Source organism: Streptococcus sp. SP1 (genome assembly GCF_030440005.1).
GTDB lineage: Bacteria > Bacillota > Bacilli > Lactobacillales > Streptococcaceae > Streptococcus > Streptococcus parasanguinis.
On record NZ_JAQFJJ010000023.1, the window covers coordinates 1 to 24652 of the forward strand.

The 24652-nt window shown below is 40.0% G+C and carries 19 protein-coding genes; all 19 read right to left on the reverse strand.

Features of this window, described 5'->3' with window-relative positions; translation table 11 throughout:
- Positions 1-147: 147 nt before the first annotated feature.
- The 19 genes from PCY07_RS09755 to gltX all read right to left on the reverse strand — a co-directional run bounded on the left by PCY07_RS09755 (position 148) and on the right by gltX (position 24402).
- Entirely contained in the window at positions 148-372 is a 225-nt protein-coding gene (locus PCY07_RS09755; protein ID WP_041818376.1) for an accessory secretory protein Asp5, read from the reverse strand.
- A 2-nt stretch (positions 373-374) separates the two neighbouring features.
- The gene (gene asp4, locus PCY07_RS09760) at positions 375-554 is read right to left on the reverse strand and encodes an accessory secretory system protein Asp4 (RefSeq protein WP_215195184.1); all 180 of its coding nucleotides are present in this window, start codon (positions 552-554) and stop codon (positions 375-377) included.
- Between the two features lie 14 nt (positions 555-568).
- Positions 569-2944 carry an accessory Sec system translocase SecA2 gene (gene secA2 / locus PCY07_RS09765; RefSeq protein WP_301356628.1) on the reverse strand — a complete coding sequence of 792 codons (2376 nt, stop codon included), beginning with the start codon at positions 2942-2944 and terminating at the stop codon, positions 569-571.
- Positions 2937-3383, reverse strand: coding sequence for an accessory Sec system protein Asp3 (asp3, locus tag PCY07_RS09770; protein WP_301356627.1), 447 nt, complete (start codon positions 3381-3383; stop codon positions 2937-2939). The genes secA2 and asp3 overlap by 8 nt, the downstream gene beginning before the upstream one ends.
- Positions 3384-3385: 2 nt before the next feature.
- Complete coding sequence (gene asp2 / locus PCY07_RS09775; protein WP_301356626.1) at positions 3386-4915, reverse strand: accessory Sec system protein Asp2; 1530 nt, start codon at positions 4913-4915, stop codon at positions 3386-3388.
- Position 4916: 1 nt separating this feature from the next.
- The gene (gene asp1 / locus PCY07_RS09780; RefSeq protein WP_301356625.1) at positions 4917-6473 is read right to left on the reverse strand and encodes an accessory Sec system protein Asp1; all 1557 of its coding nucleotides are present in this window, start codon (positions 6471-6473) and stop codon (positions 4917-4919) included.
- Between the two features lie 255 nt (positions 6474-6728).
- Complete coding sequence (gene secY2 / locus PCY07_RS09785; RefSeq protein WP_080976242.1) at positions 6729-7949, reverse strand: accessory Sec system protein translocase subunit SecY2; 1221 nt, start codon at positions 7947-7949, stop codon at positions 6729-6731.
- Positions 7946-9190 carry a glycosyltransferase gene (locus tag PCY07_RS09790; RefSeq protein ID WP_268683422.1) on the reverse strand — a complete coding sequence of 415 codons (1245 nt, stop codon included), beginning with the start codon at positions 9188-9190 and terminating at the stop codon, positions 7946-7948. Before PCY07_RS09790 ends, secY2 begins: the two co-directional genes overlap by 4 nt.
- 9 nt (positions 9191-9199) lie before the next feature.
- Positions 9200-11659, reverse strand: a complete 2460-nt coding sequence (locus tag PCY07_RS09795; protein ID WP_301356624.1) for an SP_1767 family glycosyltransferase — start codon at positions 11657-11659, stop codon at positions 9200-9202.
- Positions 11652-12536 carry a glycosyltransferase family 2 protein gene (locus PCY07_RS09800; RefSeq protein ID WP_301356623.1) on the reverse strand — a complete coding sequence of 295 codons (885 nt, stop codon included), beginning with the start codon at positions 12534-12536 and terminating at the stop codon, positions 11652-11654. Before PCY07_RS09800 ends, PCY07_RS09795 begins: the two co-directional genes overlap by 8 nt.
- A 53-nt stretch (positions 12537-12589) precedes the next feature.
- Complete coding sequence (locus PCY07_RS09805; protein WP_301356622.1) at positions 12590-13600, reverse strand: sugar transferase; 1011 nt, start codon at positions 13598-13600, stop codon at positions 12590-12592.
- The gene (locus tag PCY07_RS09810; RefSeq protein ID WP_301356621.1) at positions 13597-14835 is read right to left on the reverse strand and encodes a hypothetical protein; all 1239 of its coding nucleotides are present in this window, start codon (positions 14833-14835) and stop codon (positions 13597-13599) included. Before PCY07_RS09810 ends, PCY07_RS09805 begins: the two co-directional genes overlap by 4 nt.
- A 13-nt stretch (positions 14836-14848) precedes the next feature.
- Positions 14849-16318, reverse strand: coding sequence for a glycosyltransferase (locus PCY07_RS09815; RefSeq protein ID WP_301356620.1), 1470 nt, complete (start codon positions 16316-16318; stop codon positions 14849-14851).
- Between the two features lie 60 nt (positions 16319-16378).
- Positions 16379-17587 (reverse strand): glycosyltransferase family 8 protein, encoded by a 1209-nt coding sequence (locus tag PCY07_RS09820; RefSeq protein ID WP_061455799.1) that lies wholly within the window; start codon positions 17585-17587, stop codon positions 16379-16381.
- Between the two features lie 5 nt (positions 17588-17592).
- Positions 17593-18825, reverse strand: coding sequence for a glycosyltransferase family 8 protein (locus tag PCY07_RS09825; RefSeq protein WP_061455800.1), 1233 nt, complete (start codon positions 18823-18825; stop codon positions 17593-17595).
- Between the two features lie 13 nt (positions 18826-18838).
- On the reverse strand, positions 18839-19714 hold the full coding sequence (locus PCY07_RS09830) for a DapH/DapD/GlmU-related protein (RefSeq protein ID WP_061604854.1): 876 nt from the start codon (positions 19712-19714) through the stop codon (positions 18839-18841).
- Positions 19715-21808 carry a glycosyltransferase gene (locus PCY07_RS09835; RefSeq protein WP_301356619.1) on the reverse strand — a complete coding sequence of 698 codons (2094 nt, stop codon included), beginning with the start codon at positions 21806-21808 and terminating at the stop codon, positions 19715-19717.
- Between the two features lie 18 nt (positions 21809-21826).
- Positions 21827-22690, reverse strand: a complete 864-nt coding sequence (locus PCY07_RS09840; RefSeq protein WP_301356617.1) for a CatB-related O-acetyltransferase — start codon at positions 22688-22690, stop codon at positions 21827-21829.
- 251 nt (positions 22691-22941) lie between these two features.
- Positions 22942-24402 (reverse strand): glutamate--tRNA ligase, encoded by a 1461-nt coding sequence (gene gltX / locus PCY07_RS09845; RefSeq protein WP_301356616.1) that lies wholly within the window; start codon positions 24400-24402, stop codon positions 22942-22944.
- Positions 24403-24652: the final 250 nt, after the last annotated feature.

Sequence of the window (24652 nt, forward strand, 5' to 3'; positions counted from 1 at the left end):
AAGACGCAGTGGTTGAGTGGGCTCTACTACGCTGATTTCATCAGCTTTTACAGCCCTACTCAACTGTGCGGAGGTGGGACGACGAAATCGAATTCTAACGAATTACCGATTTCTGTCCCACTCTCTGACTCAATCTTAACTTGACCACTAATTGTAAACGAAAATCATCAGGAAAAGTAGTAACACTAAAAGAGCTAAACTCGTCACCAAGGTCCCGATCTTTAGTAAAGGCTGGCTTGACCAGTAACTACCTTTTCCGATATTACTCATAGCATCATTAGAAAAAATCTGTGTTTGCCGTGGCTGTAGTGTAATCAATACAATTAGTAGAACACTTAAAACAATCAATAGGATTAAACATAAAACTTCCATAATCACCTCAACAAACCAAGCAAGGTAAAGAGAAGACCGACGATAATCACCAAACCAAACAAAGTGGTGAAGATTTTATTAATCCTTTCGCCTGTTGTCGTTTTTTCTTTTTTGATTGGCTTTTGCTTTAATTTTTCCATGCGCCCTTCAACTTCTTCGTGAAATAGATCTTTCTTTGACATAGTTTCCTTTCTTTTTATGGGAAATGGGTCACAATCTCACCATTTGGTGAGACTAAAATTTGGCTTAGCAGAAGATTACGTACCATATCTTTTTTGATTTGTGATTTCATTGCCTCAAAACCAGCAAAGGCTTCTTGGTAATATTCAACGATAGGGTTTTTGCGGCTTGCTTGTTGCCCACCAATAGCCTGTTGTAACTGTTGCAAATAGTCTACCTGTTCAACCCAGTTATCATCAATCGCTTTTAACATCGCCAAACATTGGAAATAGCGAACAAGGTCAAAAGCTTCTAAGAGTTCTTTTTTCCGATTTAATTCTTCATACGCGAAATGATAGATCAAAGAAGCAACCGCTCTTTCATCTAGTAAATCAAGATTGTCTGGTATTTGATCAATTTGAAAACTGATATTGTTGAGAATAAAGTGATACAAATCTTCCTTTTTTGTTAGGCTTCCCTCTTTTACGACATTTTCTATATAGTCATGAAGGACAGCATCTATGGTCTCATTCAAGTCTTGGTCCTGATAAATCAAGTGGTCACGTTGTCCATAGATTAACTCCCGCTGGATATTCATACACTCAGCGTATTCTAATGTCTGACGCCGTGAAAAACGGCTTGTACTATCACTTGCTCTTTGAGCTTTTTCAACCAATCTACGGTAACGACGCCCTGTTAATTCCTGATAATGAACACGATCATCCACATTGTAATCTTTGTAAAAATTATGTACCCACTCAGGCCCGAATTTTTTGATGACATCGTCTTCTAAGGACACAAAGAACTTCGATATTCCTGGATCTCCCTGACGTCCAGAACGACCGCGGATTTGTAAATCGATCCGTTGACTTTCCATTCTTTCTGTCCCAACGACCACAAGACCACCCAACTCTGCTACCCCAAGGCCCAATTTAATATCGGTCCCTCTTCCGGCCATAGAAGTCGCAACCGTAACAGCACCCATCTGACCTGACTCCGCAATCATCTCAGCTTCTCTGGCAACATTATTGGCATTTAAGAGGTTATGAGCGATTCCTTCTCGGAGGAGCAAATTCGAATAAAGTTCAGACATCTCAACAGATCCAACAAAAATGAGAAGAGGATTGCCAAGTGCATGGTAGGTCTTAATACACTCTAAAGAAGCATAAACTTTTTCTGGCAAGGTCACATAGAGATTATCTGGGTAATCTACCCTTTGTTTGGGACGATTGGTCGGAATCTGAATGACTTGCATTCCAAATGTATCTAGAAATTCTTTCTCAGCTGTCTTCCCGGTCCCAGTCATTCCTGAAATCTTCTTGAATTTTCGAAAGAGACTCTGATAAGTAACGGAAGCCATCGCACGCGTCTCGGGAGAAAGTTTGACTAACTCTTTTGCTTCAATCGCTTGATGGAGCCCACCTTGTAATTTTGTCAACTCCATAAGGCGACCTGTTGCTCGATCAAGTAGGACAACCTCTGCTCCCATATCTCCTTGGCGAACGATGTAGTCTTTATCTCTTTTAAAAAGTTTATGAGCTCTTAATGCATAGATGAGATGTCGAGCAAATTCTCCATTATCTTTGGCATAAAGATTATCAATTCCCAGATAAGCCTCTGCTGAATGAGCACCTTTTTCTGTCAACCAAACCTCACCTTTTTCTTCTTTAAAGATGTAGTCTTCCCCTTCAACCATTGTGGTCATAAGGGTATTGATCATGCCATAATAATTTGATTGTACACGAGGAGATCCCGAAATGATTAATGGCGTTTGAGCACTATCCAATAAAACCGAGTCAACTTCGTCGATAATCGCGTAGTTAAATGGACGTAAAAATTTCCCTTCTTCATTCGATGCCAGATTATCAATTAAGTAATCAAATCCGAGACCGCTATTCGTCGTATAGATAATGTCAGATGCATAAATCGCACGTTTATCTGATGCTTCCAGATCTTCTCCATCTGGTGCAAATGGAACGCCGATAGATAAGCCTAGAAACTCATAGACCTGTCCCATCTCTTCCGCGTCACGTTTGGCTAGGTATTCATTGGTTGTGACAAGAATAGCCCCTTCACCCGTCAAAGCATTTAGATAAATAGGCATGGTGGCTGTCAACGTTTTTCCTTCACCAGTACTCATCTCAGCGATATGGCCCTGGTGCATCACAATAGCTCCCATGACCTGTACATCGTAAGGAAACATCCCTAAAACACGCCGATCGGCTTCACGGACCACTGCATAAGCTTCTGGCAACAGATCATCTAACGTTTCACCTTGTTCCAGTCGCTTTTTAAAGGTAATCGTCTTGTCCCTTAATTGTTGATCTGTTAATGGTTCGATCTGCTCAGCCCAACTATTGACTTGGTGAAGTAATTCTTTGACAGATTTCATCGGTCTTAAACGTTTAAACATGTCCATCACCTACTTCTTCAATGCCCATCCCTTTAAAGTTCAACTCCAGCACGCCTGCACTCAACAAAGCAATACTATAATAATAGGCTTCCTTAGGGTAGACAAATGTCACCGAATGACTCTTTTCAATAATTTGTTTCACTTCCTTATCATAGCGATCCCAAAAACTTACTTTGAGATAAACCGAGTCTTGTGGAACCGTCGTATAAAAAGCATCTAGTCGGTAGGTCTGACCTTTTTTCAATAAAGGCAAGACTGGCTGGGTCCGACTTCCTTGATAATTTTGTATGGCAGTCCAAGAATGTATCTCCGTTCCTGAAGCCACTAAAGGATTATAAAAATGAACCGAACCATCTTGAAATTGTTCAACTTGTGAACCATGCATATAGGTTCTCATATTCGCTCCCCATAAAATTTGAGGTGTTTTCATATATGTCATCTCTATCCTTTTCTTCCAAAATCATTTTCTAGTATCATTCGATAAAAATTGATAAACCAGGTTGTCGCAGTGGTCGAATCATCATTGTGTCGTCCTGTGGTTCCCTTGCTGAGGATTTTAGCACCTGAATAATAAAGTGCAGTGGTCAAATCGTCATAGGCAGTTGGATCCATATCTTCATCCTTCATATAAGAAAGTCCAAAGGTTGTATTGCTAAAATCTGCCTGCTTAAACTTGTCCCAAAAACGGTTATCCAGTTCTTGAACCTCAGCATTTTCTAAACCACCTGTCTGCATATGAAGGACATCAATTCCTGTTGGAAAGACTTCCGGTGCTAACAACCGTGCTCTATTTCCAATCGTTCCTATATTTGTAAGAGGCTTTGCAACAATAATGGCATGTAGCTCAAAATCAGCACCATAATACATAGAGGGATAAGTCCCCATTGACATTCCAGAAAAAATCAGTTGGTCCTGATCAAATCCCAAATAATCCAAATAGTGCTGAATGGTATCTCGTACACCTTGTTCTAACTCATCACTCCCCATATAAAATGCCCCACCTAGTAATCGGGGATCTGAAAATAGAAGAAAGGGAGTCCCCATCGAACGCATCATCCAATACCCCTCGAAACCTTCTGCCGGGCGAAAACCTGCAAAATACACGGATAAGGGTGGCTTGAAATCTCCTGGATGAAAGAAGTAATTCAATTCTTGACGGTAACGATCATGTAAGATGCCTCCTCCTAATAAGTACTTCCCAAATTGGAATCGTGTCCAACGTTGATGAAGATTTCCAACTATGAGACGCCCTTGCCCCTTGGCTTCAAGAGTTGCAGATATCATATAGGTCATCTCTTGGTCTAGAACAATCGCGCCTTCACGCATCTCTTCTTCACTGACAATGACCGTCTTTGCAATATCGGTAACAGCACCTTCTGGAATCACTCTTAAAATCAGCTGACACTGACAGGTCTCTTCTTTTTCAAACTCCAACCACAATTCGACAGGTCTATCTTTATCGACTCGTATATTATAAGACCAATTTAATAGGGGTTTAAAAGAAGAACCATAGTCTCCTTCAAGGCACATATTCTCATGACCATTATAGGTTACCTTCCCTTTAAATCGTGGTTGTACCTGAATTTGGAAAGGAAACAGTTTATCACCATACTGACCTGAAAATAGCGCCTTTGGCAAGATCCAAAGGAGTTCCTGAGGATGAGAGAAGTCAGTTGGTACTGCACACACCTCTTTTGTAAATTGTTCTACACGCGGATCGACAATTTTGATAGTTTCATCATAGAAAACAGTATAGGGGGCCAAATAATCACGTAAATCCGATAACAGCCACAAAGCAAGCGGATCATCTACTAAAACAGCATCAAAACTTTTTATTTTTCCCTGCTTCATTCGTGCCTTAATATCACTCGCTAGCCCGGCACGCAGGTAGATCCATGTTATATTTTTTGGAGGCTCTAACCGGTTCATCCAATTTTCACGTCCAATTTGCAAAATAGTCACTTTAGACATTCTATTTCTCCTTCAAGTCATTTTCCCATTTTGCGACAAAGCGATCCCCTGTATTTTCTCTGATCTTATCAATTGCAGCAATTAAAGCCTGATTCCAATGTTTTAATTGACCTAGATAATAGTATGCGGCTTCCTCAAAGTCTTCTAATTGTTCTAAAATATAACCATTCTCTAAGTGACTAACATAATCAGAAGCTACAATATTTATCTGAGGGATCCCTGCGCTGATACCAGCAAGCTGGGTGTATCGATGAGGCTCCGGACTCAGATCAACAATCAGACGTGTGTACTCCAATTCCCTCATCAAAGTTGTTTCATCAAGAAGGTTTACAAAGTCAAAACGATACTCCATTTCTTGATTTTCTACTAGCTTGTTTTCAGCTCCCTGACTTTCTTTAATAGATATAAAATCATCTAGTCGAAAGGATCTTGAAATGAGGTCTTCTACTCCTTTTTTAAAAGTTTCAAAGTCAGCATGCTGGGCATTGAAACAACCAAATAACACCTTCGTTCTAGGATATTTAGCTACAAATGCCAATACTTGATAAATGGCATCCATATCCAACTGGTCTAAATCGATCTGATAAAAGATTTTTGATTCTTTTACACGTTGACTCATCCCTAGAGAAAGTCGTGTATCGTAGGGCGCCATATGTCGAACTTTTGACGCCTGATCTGGGAAACATTCACAAACCTGATCTACAAACTTCTGATGATCACTAACCACTAATTGGGTTGCTTTTAAATAGGGTTCGTAATCTTCTATTGAATCTGATTGATTCCTCTCTTTAAACCAGGTTAAAACCTTTTTGCTCTCCTGAGGAAGATGCTCAAAAACATCTCGGTTCATTCTTTGCTCAGAAGCCACTACAAAGCAATCCGAGCTTTGGGTCTGTTCTTCAAGATAGCGATCAAAGAACTCCCAAATAACCTCTTCCAAATTAAGATAGTAGTCTTTTTTAAAGCGATGCTTCATATCCGGATTGCAGACAATTCCACGCCCATCAAGAAAATGGCACAGCTGCCATATCCCTTCTGAATTCATATAGGCACGATAACTTGCCCGCCCATCTTGAAATTGAAGGACACTGGAAACAAAGCCACGATCATCATAAATCACTTCCCTCAAAATTTGACCACTTCGAAAATAGCGGATCATGCTCAGATATCCTTCGGGTCCTAGTTCAATTTCAGCGTAACGTTGGCCCCTCTTCTCTACTACAATTGCAAAGGGGGTATAGATAAAATCACAATCATCTCCCCAACTTAAGTCCTTCACTTGAAGACAACGCATGGGTTGATCGGGAATTCCTTGAATCGCATCAAAAACTGAAAAATAATTGGCTTCTAAAAGATCGTATCGATGCAAAAAATACCGTAAATGAGGTTGGTAGGTCAGCAACAATAGGGTCGGATCCAGATCCTGTTCTTGAAAGATTCTCACTTGATGGAGTGTATCATCAAAATCAATTTTTTTTCTTCTATTGTACCATGGGGTCATATCTGGTTGCCAAAACTCAACCCCTTGCCCGTACCAAGCAGGAATAAAATAGTACATAGTGCTCCTTTTCAATGACTTTATTTTGATTATAATTCACGCGCTTATCCCAACAACAAAGTGGGGAAATAACATTATTAAAGATGCCTTTTCTATAGAAAACCAATCTTCCATAAGGAAAGACCAAAACTTTTTCTACTGGGCTACGAACATCGTAGTGATAGGTAGCCAGACAATTGATTCATCTAGCTGCCTATCACTCTCAAAACATTCTTGAGAGTGATCGTATTTGCACCAGCATTTCTCACTATCATTCTACTCAAACAATCCCTTGTAGGATTCATTTAGCGTCAAGGCTTTTACTTCTTCTCGAATATTATAAACCATCCCACTAAAAATCAGAAACATACCTGGAATCATACTTAATTGTAGATATTGTGGATCCATTAAAACGACCAACATGGGACCTCCCGCCATCAAAACAGTATATACTGCTCCAATAACTGCAAATCTCATGACTAAACGATTCAGGAAGCGACTAGTATCGGGACCAGGATAAATACCATAGATATATTCGCCAGACTTCCGCATCCGCTCCGAGATTTGTTCACCACTGACATTTACAAAGGCAAAAGCAATGGACAAAACAAATAGAATCAGTTGGTAGAGCACCAGCCAAAGAGGTTGCCCAATTGTGAGAGCCGATATCCATTTAGGAATCCAGTCAGCTTTAGGAAGCACCATCCGCAATAAGAGCAGCACATACTGAGGAATAGAAACCATTGAAATGGCATACATAAAAGGCATCCCACCTGCTGGTGTCAACATAATATCCAAATAAGAGTATTGTTTAAACCGATTATGAATGTCAATTTTATTTACCGGAATCCGATAGCGTGCCTCCTGGAAAGTAACAGAAACGTAGAGAAAGATCACACCCATGACAACCAGTAAGAGAATAAAATCCAAACCAACATGCAAGCGTTGGATACTCGTCACAATCTGTTGTGGAATATTCGCTACCATACTAGCCATCAAAATCACAATAGAACCACCAATTCCCATGAAAGAATTCAGGTCTGACAGCCAAACCAGAAAGAAGGCCCCCGCTATTAAAAGCAACGTATTTGTGACAATTGCTAGCCCCTTGGGAATACCCGCCTCAATCGGTAAGTTGAGAGAAACAGCCAATGACTGGATCAAAGCAATCCCTAATGTCAAATACATTCGTCTCCGATCTTGAATTTCTATTGGTAATTTCCCTAAGTTTGACTTTTTCGAAAGTGTGAACATTTGCCAGAGAATCATGGCAGACATCCAGGGGGATAAGCCGACAGAGAAGACAGAAAGCGACTTTAGATTCCCTCCCATCATGGCACTTGTAAAAGTTAACGAGTAAGTGGCTCCACCTAAAAAGTTAGGATCATCCAGATTGACAAAAGGTAATAGCAATTGGCTTCCTAACATATATATAAAGAGGAAAAACAAGGTCCAAGAAATCCGTTTTAAAACAACGGTATGTCGAAATCTGCTCACAATAAGTCTGGCCCCTTTCTATTACTTCTACGCTCTTCAATATAATGACGTATAGCTGCCACCATTTCTTCTGGATGTTCATGAGAAAAAACAGCCTGGTAAGTTTGTCCCTGTCCCTGGGTATTTTTAAATGCAAACATCGCGATTCCGGCCTGACCAACCAACTCATATATCAATGGGATTTTATCAAAATGATTGATATCTAAATAAAGATCTACCTGTGGTAACTGTTGCTCGATCAAAAGCGGATACGTATTCGGATAAAGACTCACATTTGGATATTGTGATAAACGTAATAACTCTACTGCCATATAAGTATAAGCAGCGATTTCAAAATGAACTTCTGGAAGGTGTTGGACCAAATATTCTATCTGTTCTAAGAGATAAGAATTCGTTAGTGTATAACAGGTTAGAAGGGGCTTGGAATTTTTTGGTCCCAACTCAAAGCCACGTTCTTTCCAATGACTCATCACCTCAGACCACTCCATTAGATGATACCGCCACCACTGGTCACGTAATCTCACTACTGAAAATTGGTTCCACGGTTTATCAGGAGAGATATAATGAAGAATCAAAGGGAGCGGGTCCAAAGGGATTTCAAACACAAAACGATGACCAGCTTCCCCTGCTCCCGCATCAAAGCCAATTTGAAAATTGTAAATATCATCCAATTTTAAATAGCGATCTTCAAATACCATATTGAGAATCGACTGATCCCCTTCTCCCACATTTGCATGTTCGCGCTCTGTCGTTTCGACTAGAACCTGACGGATTTGCTGATCCTTCCAAAGACGGTTATTGATCAATAATACGCCCGCATTAAAACCAATTCCCGCATCAAAACAAGAACGAACGGCAGCAACATAATTCTCTCCCAACTCCTGATTGAAAAGAGAATCAAGATTCCCAGTCACAACAAGATCACTATCCAAATAAAGAACCTGATCCTCCTGAACAAAATCTGGAATAAAATACCGTGCAAAGGTCATATGGTTGATATGACCCAGTTTGTTCGTCCAATTCATCTGGAACTGTGGTCCAATCAACTTAATATCAAGAAGCTCTCCTCCGAGTCTCTCCACATGCTCTCTCGTGGCACGGAACCACTCGACTGGGATATCTTGATTGAAAAGGTATATTTTAAGCTGGCGATTGTGATAGCAGAGAGATTTTAAAGCGGTCTCTATCTGACGAATATAAGCATAATCTCCTGCCAATACTACTGCATTTTTATTATTCATGTATCTTTCTTATTCTATTGGCAAACGAGATAAGTCTGCCACGATTTGTTTGGTGTAGGTTTCATCCTCGATGAATTCAATATCTTGGTCAAAATTATATTCTGCCGTGTGTTTGTGTTTCAACTTGACTTTCGTCTGTGCTCCCATCTGTAGCCACTCGTATTCTGAATCAATATGCCCAATATCCAATGCTTGGTAACCATCATTCGCCAAATGAGCAGCCAATACTTTTGCTGTTGGGCCTAACATAATCAGAATTAAGCGATCCTCCGCATATTGGCGAATCGTGGCCTCAATTGTGTCCACATCCTTATAAGCATTGTGTGAAGAACAAACAATTCGTAGGATGGAGTTTGCACGATCAAACAGATCATTACCCACCCCTGTACGAGAAGTTGCTCCTTCAACAATCAGAATATCCCGATTCTCCCACAGTTTTTTAAGTTTGTCAAACTGGGAGGCTGCTCGACTTTTATCCTTAAAGTCAATATAAGGACGTGAAATAAAGGTAGATCCATAGCAAGGAGCTGGAGCAATTTCACGATAAAACTGATCATAATGATCCAAATGCTTTTTCCAAAAATCTTCTGCCCACCATGTAAATTGGAAGCGATCTTCGAAAGCATCTGGCAAACAGACTAAGAGTTTTTCTGTACTGTTCATTCCAACCAACTCACGTAGAGATCGTGCTAGTTCAGGATGATAATCTTGGTAGGCAATAGAATGGCCAGCAATTAGATTGATTTCACCATCTCCAAAACGAATGACAGATGAATGATTTTCCCTAATGAAGTCCAGACTCTCATCAATGGACTTAACCGTTGGTAGAGGGAGAATTTGAGGCAAGCTTCCTTCTCCATCCAACTGCTCAATCGCCGTAATCAGTTCCTGTGGTCGCTCACTTGAAAAAAGAAACTGCCCATGGTTCCCGTGTTGAGTTTTATAAAAACCAAAACTAGGAATCCCCGCCATTTCTACCTGTGATAGAATCTCACCAGCTTCATCGCCATGATTAATATCCAAATAAAGATCCGCACTATGAATCAGCTGGGTCAACTGCTCCTGATTGATCGCAGGATACAAACTAACATTGGGATGTTGCTTTAATTCGACTAACTTAGGCCCCATAGCTGTCCAAGCACCGATATGAAACTGCACAAATGGAAGAGCACAAACCAGTTCTTCGATTGACTCGAGATCTTGCGTTTGGGTCATGGTAAAGGAGTGCATTCGTGGAAGCTCGTGAACCTCTCCCCATTTACCTGTCTTTATACGCTCTTTGATGAGTGAATGCATTTGTTCAATCGTGTTGACCTCTAACTGCGCTTGCTCACTATGTCTGGTTTCTGGGAAGGATAAGATCGGTTTTCCTGTTTTCGCATAAGCTGACAAGGTTGCTTGATCAGCAGTACCATAGTTAATATCTAAATAGGCAGCAGAACGATGGATAAGTTCTTCCAATACTGGAGGGACGACTTCTGGATACAATCTCACATTTTCATATTTTGCAAGACGCACCAATTCCTCTCCCATTTCCGTATAGGCAGCAATATGGAACAAGGCCTTCGGATGTCCCTGAATCAGTTCCTCAAGGTTTTTGAAGGATTGAGAATTGGTCAAATTGAACAGATGAAGCTCATAATCTGGATCCATCTCTATCTGGAAGTCCCCCATATGGTGAGACAAGACCTGACTGTAATCCATGTCATGAAAGGCCCACCATAATTGACGGAAACGATTGGCACTTAGCGTCGTCCACGGTTTCCTGTGAGAAAGAAAGTGGACAATATAGGGATCTTCACTATCTATAAAGTGATTTGGCCAACGACTCATAAAAGCAGTCACGTCATGACCAACTTGGAGGTTCATCCTTTTATCCAAGGCTAACCATCTATCACGAAAGACCTTATTAAAGATTGTCTGATCCCCATTAAATTTAGGAATATTTCCTTCTAAAGCTTGCTGGAGTGAGCCATTCGTCTCATTCACCAACTGCTCTGTCATATTTTCTCGTTTCCACAAACCATTGTCAATTAATAAGACACCCGCATTAAAGCTTTGGTTATCTGTGTTCATCACGGCTGCAATCGGGTAGCCCTTCATATCTATTTCAAAGATATCCTCTAAGTTCTTTAGAACCAGCAAATCCGCATCGAGATACAGCACCTTTTCCTCTGAGATATACTTCGGAATAAAGTAGCGAGAATAAGCATCCAGACTAATATGTTCCTGAGTCCACCAGGTATCCCTCACATCGTCTGGATTCAATTTGACATCAATGAGGTCGCCCCCTAAGAGCTGAGCCATCTTCCGTGGTTTTCGAAACCAGTCTGGAAGGATATCTCGATTCAAAACATAAATTTTCACATCTTTATTGTGATAAAAGATGGATTTTATAGTCGTCGATAACTGAGCGGTATAGTTCTGATTCCCTGCTAGAACAATCGCCCGACTTTTTGTATCATGCATGAAAACTCTTCTCCTTGATCCGTTTTTTTACCAGTACTTGCTGATAAGCTTCCATGTCTCCATGTTTTAAGGTCTCTTCTTCATGAATGGCCAATCGCCACTTGTAAGCAGCAATTTCTGCATCTATTAAGCCCTTTGGAGCTCCGATCAATTGAAGAATCATCATGCGTTCTTCGATACTTTGTAACGGATAAACATCTGCAAGATTGACCGTTTTGGTCACACTTGTCTCACGTTTACGATGCAGATAGATGGCACGGTTCATATAGACAATTTTATCGGCTTGTAGATAGACCTTGTAGGTCGTATAATCATCCTCTACCGTTTTATCTGTTGGATAAACAATCTCTTTAAACAATTCCGCCTTATAAAGCTTTGCCCAAGGGACCGTGAAACATTGGCTCAGATTATACTGCCCATCATATTGATGTTGGAACCACTCAAAAGGAGAATAGACACGCTCAAAATAATCATTTCCCCCAACATGGATTAAAAAGTTCCCCTCTTCTTCCATAAATTGAGCGAAATTTCCAATTGCAATATCTGCATCTGCTTTTTTCAGCAAATGATATAAACTCTCGATATGATCCAGTTCCAACCAATCATCGTTATCCACAAAGAGAATGCAGTCTCCTGTCACCGCTTCTAAAGCACGATTCCGGCTTGATCCAACTCCACCATTGGACTTATGATAGACCTTCACTCGAGGGTCCTGAATCTTGTAGCGTTGGCAAATAGCGGCAGAACCATCCGTTGAACCATCGTTGACTAAGATAATTTCTAAATTTTGATAGGTCTGTTGGATGATACTATTTAAGCAATTTTCAAGATAGGCCTCTGAATTATATACAGGGACGATGACACTAATTTTTTCCATTTTTTCCATTTTCTTTTATATTTTAGCAGAGAGTGCGATGTAAAAGGTATTCATCACTTGCAGGCCAGGCAAAAGATTGAATCAACTAACAACTTCTTAGTGATATAGCCCTCTTTAAGGAGGAAGGCAAACCCTTGAGCCCTACTACTGATTTCTTGATACGTTTTTGGATCCATATTTTGAACCAATTGATTGGCTTCTTCCAAACTGTTCACAGCAAATCCTAAGCCACGCTCTTCTATCAGATGACTATTTGATAAGGTGTTGGGTACAATCACAGGAATTCCTGCTGCAAGATAGGTGCTGAGCTTATGTGAAATATTCATTTCGTAGTAGTCAACATTCTCCCCATCGTTGTACTGGGTATTCCAGACAAGACCAAAGCCTCCCTTTGAGAGTTCCATCAGGAGTTCTTCATTGCGCTTCCATCCTTCAATCACTAAATTGGCTTCTGGATTGCTCTTTGGCTCATTCGCAAAAACTCGCAAAGGGGTTTCATAAAACCAATTTTGCAACTCTGGAAAACGTGTCAAAGATCCTGCAAAGAAAATCTCTTTTTTAAATCCTGGTTGGTTCAAACTGAGGTTATGAGGATGATCCCAAAATTCTTGAATCAAGACTTTTTCCACCGTTAGCCCTTCTTTACGCAGACGATCCACCATCTGCTGTGATGGGGCGATGATAACATCTGCTTGGTTGAACATATCCATATAAACTGGCATGAGGTAGGCATTATCTCGGAACATCAGTGGAACAACATCATGGATGAACACCACTAATTTGACCCTCAGATCCTTCATCTTCGCTACAAATTCCGCATCAAATTCCCAACCATTCCAAGTTGGTGATTGAAAGATAACAATATCTCCAAATGAGATACTAGCCATGATCCCATCCAGACGCTTGCTTCGTTCCCCTGGACTGTCTGTCGTGATATTATAAAAATAGATTCCGATTTCACGAAAACCCATTGAACGTGCAATTTCTGTCACAGCATTCTGAGCTAAGATAACAGTACTATCGCCTGCCATACCATATAGATTTGTAATATGTACTTTCGTCATAGTTTCCCTTCTTTATTTTCTGTCATTTGAACTATCATCTTTAACTCTTCTTTCGTTGCTAGCGTCGGATGCATCTTTTGCTTATCATAGGCTGATTGATATTTTTTTGGATCTTCCAGCTGAGATAGTTCATCGAGCAAGGCTGTAACGTCATCCTTTTGAAACAAGTGATCTTTTGTATAAACATTTGGTCGGTGACAGGTTTCTTCAAAGGCATATAAAATCATTCCTTTTTCAAGAGCCATTCGATTTCCGTCTAAAATTTCATCTGCATAAGCAATATCTAGGTAAATACGGCATTTATTTAATAACCGCTCATAATTCTCACCTGAAATTCCTGGATAGAGATGAACATTTGGGTAATCATTGAGACGCACTAATCGTCCCCCCATCTCTGTCAAGGCTGCAATATGAAACTGAAAATGAGGAAGAGCGTTCACAAGAACTTCAATTTGTTCGACTTCTTCTGTATTCGTCAAAATAAGAACCTGTGGCTGAAATTCCCTCAAGTCTCCCAAATAAGTCGGGAAAAATAATAGCGAATGAGGTGCCATATCAAGGTTAGGTTCACGAACGAACACTTTTACACCCTTGTCCACCAGAGGAGCAAGTTCTACTTCAGGAAGAGTTGACCGACCATAGAAGATAACCTGTTCCTTCTCAAGTTTGGGTAAAGCCTTCAACAATTCTGGATCAGACAAGAAGACTGTTTCAGCCTGCAAAAGGACTTCTTGAAGAAGGGCCTTTTTCGCATCTTCTATCGACGAAACCCCCTGTTCTAACCCATCGATCGCTTGGTAGATCGCACGATCATGTTGATGGAATAGATAGAGTTTCCCCATTCTATCATTCGTATAAATAGAGAGATGGCGTTCATTTGCACTCCAAAATTCTTTCAGAAAGAGGCTACCAGATCGATCATAGTGGTCACTCACAGAGCAATGACCATCTGGATCATACCAATCTACTTTTTTAACCCTTTGAGGGCGATCTTGAAAACAGTCTATCTTTCCTCTCTTCACTCCATCAGAAACAATATCCCCATTCACATACACTTCCCAAAACGGGGGTAGCGGAAGGCTGGTCATATGCAGAGGTGAGTCTACTTTCTGATTGAAAAAAATAGAATCCAGAACATTTTTTAACTGTAGAGATTGGATCGGTAGACCAATTTGTTCTAAGTCCTTCCTCAATCTCTCGTCATCTAAGGACCATTCATTGACTAGATAATACATCGCTATTCTTCCCCTATTTCACCAAAAAATCTCTCCATTGTCCAATCATTTGATCTGTCATATAGTGTTTCGCTAATTCATAAGACCCTTCTCTTAGTCTATTCAAGTGCTCGAAAGCCTTCTGCATAGCTCCATCCAAGTCAGCAACCACTTCTTCATGTGAGCGATCTACAAACGGAACGATAAAACCATTTCGATCATTTTTTATAAAAGTGGGATTCCCATAGGGGACATCTGTCCCCACCATGACAAGACCAGATCCTATCGCCTCTAGTAAGGTTAAACCATACGTTTCCCACTCGGAAGTGGCCAAATAAAGTTCATACTCCTTAAAACGAGTTTGAAGGTCTTGGTGCCCCTTGAGATGAATATAACTTTGAGCATTTAATTGCTTAATTTTTTCTTCTATTTCTTGCCAAAGCATACCTTGACCATAAATGTCCAATGTAACCTCTGGAATTTTTTCATGCAAGGCCACTACCGCATCGATCGCTAGGTCCAATCTCTTTCGTCGCACAAACCGGGCCGCAATCATCAGGCTATAGGGCTTACGACAATCCGAATATTGCAAACCTTCAAGTCCTCCGACAGGCAAGACCGATACAGGCTTATCCGTCGACAGATCCCGTTCTAATTCTTCCTTTTGCGCCTCCGTAGATACAATGATATGGTCGAAATAGTTATCATACTGAAAAAGAAGGAAATATTCGGAATTGATACAGTCACCCCAATTATGCAGCGAATGAAGGACACACGATAAGGTTGCCTCTCCCTTCATTTTCAAAAGAGCCTGTGTAAAGGGGAGACGCTCTATACGATCCACAATGATATGGTCTTTTGCCGAGAACTGTAAGGTGCCGATCGCTTGGTTCAAAAGCTCCGGCTCATTATAAAACCAATGATCCCCCTGCCGATAGACAGAATCCGTCAGTTCACCCGGTGTCTTTTTCATTTCCTCTAAAGCTACAGAACCATCCAAGTTATAAAAAAGACGACGAAAGACTCTTGCAACCAATCCCACATCAGTGGGAACAGCTGTAAAATATTCTGTATAAAGCTTTACACTCCCGTAATGTTCCCTACGAAGAAGATGACCAGCTACATAATAATCGACATAATCAACATAATTTGATTTAAGAGTATTCTGGTGCAAGACAAGAGAAATCCCATTCTCTTCCGGAAATATTAACTCTTGATCTCGTTCAATTGGAGTGGAATGAAGATTCAAGCGTTGCTTCATTTCCTCCACACTCATTGTCAAGGTCATATCACGCTGATCTGTTAGTAACATATGTGCTAGAATGATTTCATCTTCCGCATATCCCAAAGATAAATAGTAATCCCATTTATATCTAGGAGGAACTTGCGTAAAAACAAAACGTGCTGGGCACCCCAATTTCCTAAAGATTTGTCCACGGTAAGCCTGGGCAACATCGACACCGTTAGGCTCTAATTCTACCATCAGATTAAAAGTGTAAATCATCTCTCCTCCAAGCAAAATCCAGTTGTATTTTTATAACGATTTTTCTCTCTCACCACAAATCTAATTAGTCAATGTGACCAGATAAGATTTAATTTCTTCCACCATCATTTCAGGGTTCTGAACCGGATAAACATGACTTTCTCCAGACTGGTCCTTGCTGGTATTGTCAAAGGCGTAGATTGGTTTTCCAAGTTTATGAACTTCCTGTGTAATCGACATAATTTCATTAAAATGATTGATATCAAGATAAAAATCTATTTTTTCCAAAACGGTTTCAAAATTATATCGGTTAAAGCAAGGGTAGATTGTCACATTAAGATAGCGTTGAAGATCAACGACTTGCGATGCAAAAGTTGTATGGGCTAGAATATGGAAATGCACATTAGGCAGGGCTTGAATCAGGTACTCCAAATGTTCCATTTCACACGCATTTGTGAAAATAGCTGTATGGTAGGGTTCCTGTACAGTTAAAGCTCCTAAATCACGATTTGTGATTTCTGTGCGCAATAATACATCTGACCAATCCAGAGCATAATAGAACCACCAGCGATCACCTAAACGGTTTTTGTAAGTCGGTAACCATGGCTTTGCATCTGTATAGTGGATAATGAAAACATCCTTTTCATCAGCAGTCGCTCTTTCATTCCAATTCCTCCATTGTAATTGAGGATCAACCGAGTCTGTCCCAACCATGAAATTATATTTCGCTTCTAATTCTTTCCAATTCCCAGCAAAAAAACGATTCAATATCCCTTGGTCACCAAATACATCTTCATGGTATTGATCCGCCAATTCAAACAGTTGAGTGGAAATGTCATGTTCTCTCCAATATTTATTATTAATCAACATGACTCCTGAATTAAAATTTGACCACATAACCTCATCTCGTACAGCAGCTAAAGGGCAATCGTCAAAATCCGTCTCAAACAACTCTGTCAAACTTCCATCTACAATAATATCTGAATCAAGGTATAAAACCCTTTCTTCTTCTACGATTTTTGAAATGAAAAAACGAAAATAAGCTGCATACGAAAGATGAGCTGTGGGAAGATGGTAACCCTGTAAATGGTTGTCTGAAATTTTCACATTTACAATTTCTGAATGGATCGTTTTCAATCGTTTGTTCATCACACGAAACCATTCTGAAGGAAGATCATCATTAAAAACGTAGAATTTAACGCTATCATTATGCGCACAAACTGACTTGATTGTTGTTTCTACCTTGTCCATATAGCCATTATCAGCCCCTAACGCTATAACTTTATTCATCCAACTTACCTTTCTTTTTTTAAATCTAACTCTAATTTGATCTCATTTATCATCAAATCCACCTCAGAAACGGGAAACACCCTGCTTCGTCCATAATTATCATGGTTTGTGACATCAAAAGCATAAACCGGTTTTCCTATATTATGTACCTTATTGATAATATCAGCAATTTGATTTCCATGATTAATATCCAAGTAAAAATCAAGCTTACTCATAATATCATCAAGATTAAATGGTGTGAACCCTGGATGAATCGATACATTTTCATATTTTTGTAGATCAATAACAGAAGAGGCAAAAACGGTATGAGCCAATATTGTAAAATGGACTTGTGGAAGTTCTTTTAGAAATATTTCAATTTGTTCTAGTTCACAAGAATCCGTAAAAATAGCTGTATAGTACTTTGGTGGTTCTATGAGAGTATGCCAATCACCCACCTCATTTTCATTAATAGGATTTTTTCTTAACAGGATATCTGACCAATCCACACTATAATAAAACCACCACGTCGACCGGTAACGATTGTTTGAAAGATGATACCATGGCTTATCATCTGTATAGTGAATAATTAGCGGATAAGCACCTTCCGGTAAGGCCGAATCATACCAAGCTCGATCATTTACACTTTGCGCTAATGTATCCATACCGACCATAAAATTATTTAAGCGATTTAGTTTTTTCCATTGGCCTCTAAACAAGATATTTAAAATTCCTTGATCACCAAATACAGTTTGATGATACTGTTCTGTCAATTCTAGCAATTGTGAGGCAACTTGCTCCTGTTCCCATCTTGTGACAGGAATAACCATCATACCAGAATTAAAATCACCTGTATAATCACCATCAAAATAATCAGGTACCCCCGCCAACATATATTCTTCTAAGGCAACATTATACAAGTTATCTAGACTTCCCGTCACAATGATATCTGAATCCAAGTAAATTGCCCGTTCTTCCTCAACAAATTCACCAATAAAGTAACGAAAATAAGCCGCATAGGATAAATAACTAATGGCTAAACGATAATTTCTAAGCGAATGATCCGAAATTTTCACATTTACAATTTCTGAATGGATCGTTTTCAATCGTTTGTTCATCACACGAAACCATTCCGAAGGAAGGTCATCATTAAAAACGTAGAATTTGATATGGTCATTATGCGCACAAACTGACTTAATCGTTGTTTCTACCTTATCCATGTAGCCATTATCGGCCCCCAGTACAATCGCCTTTTTCATTTTATTTCCTTTTTTAGTTTAAACTATCCACAGCATGTCCAAACAATCGTCTTTGAATTTCTTCCACCATCATTTCAGGGTTCTGATGAGAAAATATACTACCACCCAACTCTGCCCTGTGAGCTACATTATCAAAAGCAAAGACTGGTTTTCCCTTTTCAAATGCCCGATCTACAATAGAATCCACCTGATCCCAATGATTAATATCCAGGTAGATTTCTGATTGATCCAATAAATCCTCTATAATATCGTCATGATGGACGTTTGTATATAACGTTACATTGTCATACTTTTTAAAAGCTTCTAAGCGATCTGAAACATTGGTCTTGGCTGCAATATGAAACGAAACTTCTGGAAGATTTTCTACCAAATAAGTCAGGTTTTCCAGAGTGTCCGAAGCTGTCAGAGTAAAGACATGATGCTCTAATTGAGGACGCTCTTTTATGATGAGTTCCTCTTTACTTACAACAATGGAGTTACTTGGAATATCCTTATGAATGACTGCTCCTGCACCAATAATAACATTGTCACCGATCGTGACTCCCTTAAGAATCACAACATTGGCACCAATCCAACAATTTTTTCCGATCGAGATCTTTCCGTAATTAAAAGCAATTTTTTCTACGTGGTAGTTGGAATATTGATGATTACTATCGAAAATACGAACTCCATCTCCAAACATGGTATCCTTACCAATTTCAATATGATATCCACAATGAATGGAACAGTTAATATTAAAGAAAACGCGATTTCCGAGTTTCAGGGTTGCTCCATTTCCCACCTCTAGGCAAACAAAAGAACGCAAGGTAACATCCTGACCCAGTTCGACATGAGCTGTAGGGTCAATTGAAATCTGTTGAAATTTACCATCCAATTGAAATTCTGTCATTTATTCTCGTACCTTTCTCATATTACAAATCGCATCAACCAATCCTTGCCAATCTTCCATTGAGAATACCTGTTGATGATGCTCTGTCGATTTCACTTCTTCAAAAGCCAAGATTGGCTTATCTTCCAACTGAAAACGATCTAAGATTTCTATTGTCTTTTCGCCAGGATTGATATCCAGTAATACATCACTCAAGGCAACTAACTCTTCATCTAGGTTAGGCATGTTATTAATTCCTGAGTAAACAGTTACATTTGGGTAGACGAGCAGGCGTGCAAGCTCGTCGGATACTAGAACACGCGCAGCAATCTTAAAGCAAACATTCGGTAAGCGTTGAATCAGATCCTCCAAATGAGGAATTTCTGCTACACTCGTATAGACCAAGCAAGTAAGCGGACGACCTTCTGGGTAGAGATCTACTTCACGCAGTGGAGATAAATCAAGATTATTAGAAACTTCCGACCAATCCAATTGCGCATAAAACCACCAAACATCCCGATAGGTCTGTGCCGCTAGCGGAAACCATGGTTTCCTATGAGATAAATAATGGAGAACCTTTGGAAACTCTTGACCTTCTGGAATTTGATAATCTGTAAAATGATTGTGCAACACAACATGATTCAGATCAAATGGCAGTTCATACCAATTGTTTTCAAATACCATATTTAAAATAGATTGATCTGCCTGGTCCACTCGATCGTGCCATTCATTCGTCATTTCAATCAGGTATTGACTCATTTGTTTGGCTCTCCAATAAGCATTGTCAATCACTAAAAAGCCTGCATTGAAGATTTCTCGGTTGTAAAAGACACGTCCCCCATAATCTCGGACTGCTGCGACAGGATATCCCTTTAGATCCATTGTAAAGAGATCATCAAGTGGCCCCGTCACTACCATATCACAATCCATGTAAATCACGCGCTCTTCTTTAACAAAATCCGAAATAAAGTACCTCAAGAAAACAGTATAAGATATATCTGTCTTGTACTGTTGGATCTGCGAACTCGTGACACGACAATTTACAATGTCACTATCAAAACGAACAAGATGACGATTCATCCCCGTAAACCACTCCTGTGGGAAATCACCATTGATGAGGTAAAAGCGGATATTCCGATGGTGGTAAAGGACTGATTTCATCGTTGCCAAAACCTGATCTAGATAAGGATAATTGGCAGCCAAAACAATAGCCCGTTTTTCTCCACGATGCGGTTGTGATATCAAACTCAAGGCTTGGTATTTTTCCGAAATTTGTCGATAAGCCTCACTATTCTCTAAACCATGAAATCGACTGTTCGCCAAGCACGCCTTTAATACCATTTGATAAAGATTGATCGTTTTTTCAAGAGGATACCCCCGGTTGGCTAAAAGCGCCAATTTTTCTTCCATCTCACAAACCAAGGCAGACATCCACTCCCCAGTCCAAGTATGAGAGAGACTACCCGTGCGTTCTCGATAAGCATATAAACCTTTATTCAGATAGACCACTCTCTCACTGCTCAAAAAAGCCTTGAGGCTCAAGAAACGGTCCTCTCCTATTCGATCCTTTGAAAATTGTAACTCATCAAACAAGGAACGTTTGTAAAGTTTCCCCCAAGCAGAGAGGAGCGCAAAACTCTTATTAAACTTTATCTCATAAAGTCCATCAATCAGCTGTACAGGGGTATAGAGGCGCTCATAATAATCCAGCTCCCCCATAAAGAAATAAAAGAGACTCTCTGCATCATTAAAGAGATAATAATTAGCGGCCACTATATCTGCATGATAAGTTATTAGTTTATCATACAGTTCTTCAATATAAGTTTTCTCTACCCAATCATCTGAATCAACAAAGGTCACACAGGCACCAGATGCTTCTTGCAGTCCTATCATTCTGGTGTCAAAAACACCGGAATTTTCCTTAATATAGTAGGTGATTCGTTCATCTTTTTCAAGATACTCTCGACAAATCGCATCACTTCCATCTGTTGAGCCATCATTGATGATTAGGATCTCAAGATTTTGATAGGTCTGCTGAAGAATGCTATCCAAACACTGTCTAAGGTATTTTTCAACGTTATATACGGGTACAATTACACTAACTTTTTCTGTCATTTTTACTTTTTACTTTTTTTATTTGGGAAGATATTCTGCAATAAAGGCAGAGAGATCCTTACTCATCATACTTTCTAGTCGTTCTGCAACGACTTGTTCTGGCCAATCCCACCAGGAAATCTTTTGCATTGCCAAACGTTGTTCTTCATCTTCAATACGATAACGGATGAGTTTTGCTGGATTTCCTCCAACGATTGCATACGGCGCTACATCCTTTGTCACAATAGATCCAGCCGCAATTACTGCTCCATCTCCAATTGTAACTCCCGCCATAATTTGGACGTTGTTACCAATCCAGACATCATTCCCTACTAGGGTAGGTTTATAAAGAACATGATCATCCGAAATTGGCAAAGACTGATCTGTATAAAATTTTTCTAAGCTCTTAAAAGGATACGTCGTCACCAAGTCAAGAGCATGATTGGCGGTCACAAAGTAGACATTCTGTCCAATAGAGCAATAATCCCCTATGATAACCTTTCCACCATGATCAAAGTCAACCAACAAAGGAATGCCATAAGTATGTGGCCCCACAGTTAAGGCACCATAATCAATTAAATGACGACTTGTGAATTTCGTCTTGAAATCGAATAAATCTGATCGCAAATCATAAAGACGCAACTCGAGCGGAATGGTTTGCTGATGCATCCCTTCCCAATAGGAATAGCCTTCCTCCTCATAACAACAGGTAAAGGTGGCTGTCAATTGCTTATCCTTGGAAAACAAACGAATCTGATGATTTTCAACATCCCAATATCGTTCGTTATCATGACCTTCTCCACCAATATCTTGGATCTGCCCATCAGGTGACAATCGAAAATAACGCGAACATTGCTTATTCTTATGCGAAAACACACAATACCGACCGACTACAACTGCCATTTTTCCTCATTTCTATCTAACCATATTTTTTTACATCAATAATTAGTACAAATAGGCTGAAATAGTAGGAAAATCAACCTCTAACCAGCCTTATTGTCACGTTATTATTATACCTTATTTCAGATAGTCGATCCATACCTTCGGCTGAAATTATCCGTATCTGATGGAAAAGTTAGAGACAAAATAATACAAAAACAGGGGGATCTGAACAAATCTTGAAATGTTCTCCATGATCACCCCTATTTCATATTTTATTTTGTAATTTTTTCCAACATACTTTCAATGTGTTGGATGGATTTTTCGCGTCCAAGCAAGTAGATGGTATCTGGCAATTCAGGACCATGCATTTCACCTGAAACGGCGATTCGGATTGGCATAAAGAGGTTTTTCCCTTTGATACCAGTTTCTTTTTGAACCGCTTTGATTTGTGGGAAGATATTTTCTGCCACAAACTCATCGTCTGACATAGCTTCGAGTTTCGCTTTGAAGGCTTCAAGGACAGTTGGCACTGTTTCACCAGCCATGACTTCTTTCTCTGCTTCTGTCAATTCTGGGAAGTCTGAGAAGAAGAGGTCTGTCAATGGAACGATTTCATCCACTGATTTCATTTGTGGTTTGTAGAGTTCAACCAATTTCTCAGCCTTGTCTGTCAAACGTCCTGCTTCTTCAAGGAATGGTTTGGCCATTTCAAAGATGGTCGCAAGATCCGCATTCTTGATATACTCATTGCTCATCCAGTCCATTTTCTTCTGGTCGAAAGCTGCTGGAGACTTGCTGAGACGATTTTCATCAAAGAGCTTGATGAGTTCTTCGCGAGAGAAGATTTCGTCTTCCCCACCAGGGTTCCAACCAAGAAGAGCGATAAAGTTAAAGACTGCTTCTGGAAGGTACCCTTTCTTCCGGTAATCTTCGATGAACTGAAGGGTATTGGTATCCCGTTTAGACAACTTCTTACCAGTTTCAGAGTTGATGATCAAGGTCATGTGACCGAACTCTGGCGCTTCCCAGCCAAGGGCTTCATAGACCATGAGTTGTTTTGGGGTGTTGGCAATGTGGTCATCTCCACGGATGACGTGAGAGATTTGCATGTCGTGGTCATCGATGACAACGGCAAAGTTATAAGTTGGATAGCCATCTTTCTTTTGGATGACCCAGTCCCCACCGATATTACCACCTTCAAACTCGATATCGCCTTTGACCATATCATGCCATTTGTAGATACCCGACTCATTCACTGCCAAACGAACCGTTGGGATGATTCCTGCTGCTTCACGTTCTGCGATATAAGCTGCTTTTTCTTCTTCGCTCATACTGAGGTATTCATTGATGTAGCGAGGTGTTTCCCCAGCTGCTTCTTGACGTTCACGTTCCGCTGCCAACTCTTCTTCAGTGACGTAAGATTTGTAGGCTTTTCCTTCAGCCAAAAGTTGGTCGATATATTTTTGATAGAGTTCCAAACGTTCAGATTGGCGGTAGTTTTCATGCGTCTCTGGACTTTCATCCCAATCCATGCCCAACCAACGAAGGTTTTCAAGCTGTGAACGTTCTCCGTCTTCGACGTGACGTTTGCGGTCCGTATCTTCGATACGGATGATAAAGGTTCCACCATGGTGACGCGCATACAAGTAGTTAAACAATGCTGTACGAGCATTTCCGATGTGTAATAGCCCTGTTGGACTTGGTGCATAACGCACACGAATATCTTTGGCCATATTTCTCTCCTCTTATCTTGTTCGCTATTTCTAGCGCTTTTATTCAATCGTTCTTATTATACCACAAAGAAAGCGGGACTGAAATGAATAAGTGACCTTTATAGCTTTTCTTCCTATTATGCAAGAAAAAGAGAGTGGGACAGAAATCGGTAATTCGTTAGAATTCGATTTCGTCGTCCCACCTCCGCACAGTTGAGTAGGGCTGTAAAAGCTGATGAAATCAGCGTAGTAGAGCCCACTCAACCACTGC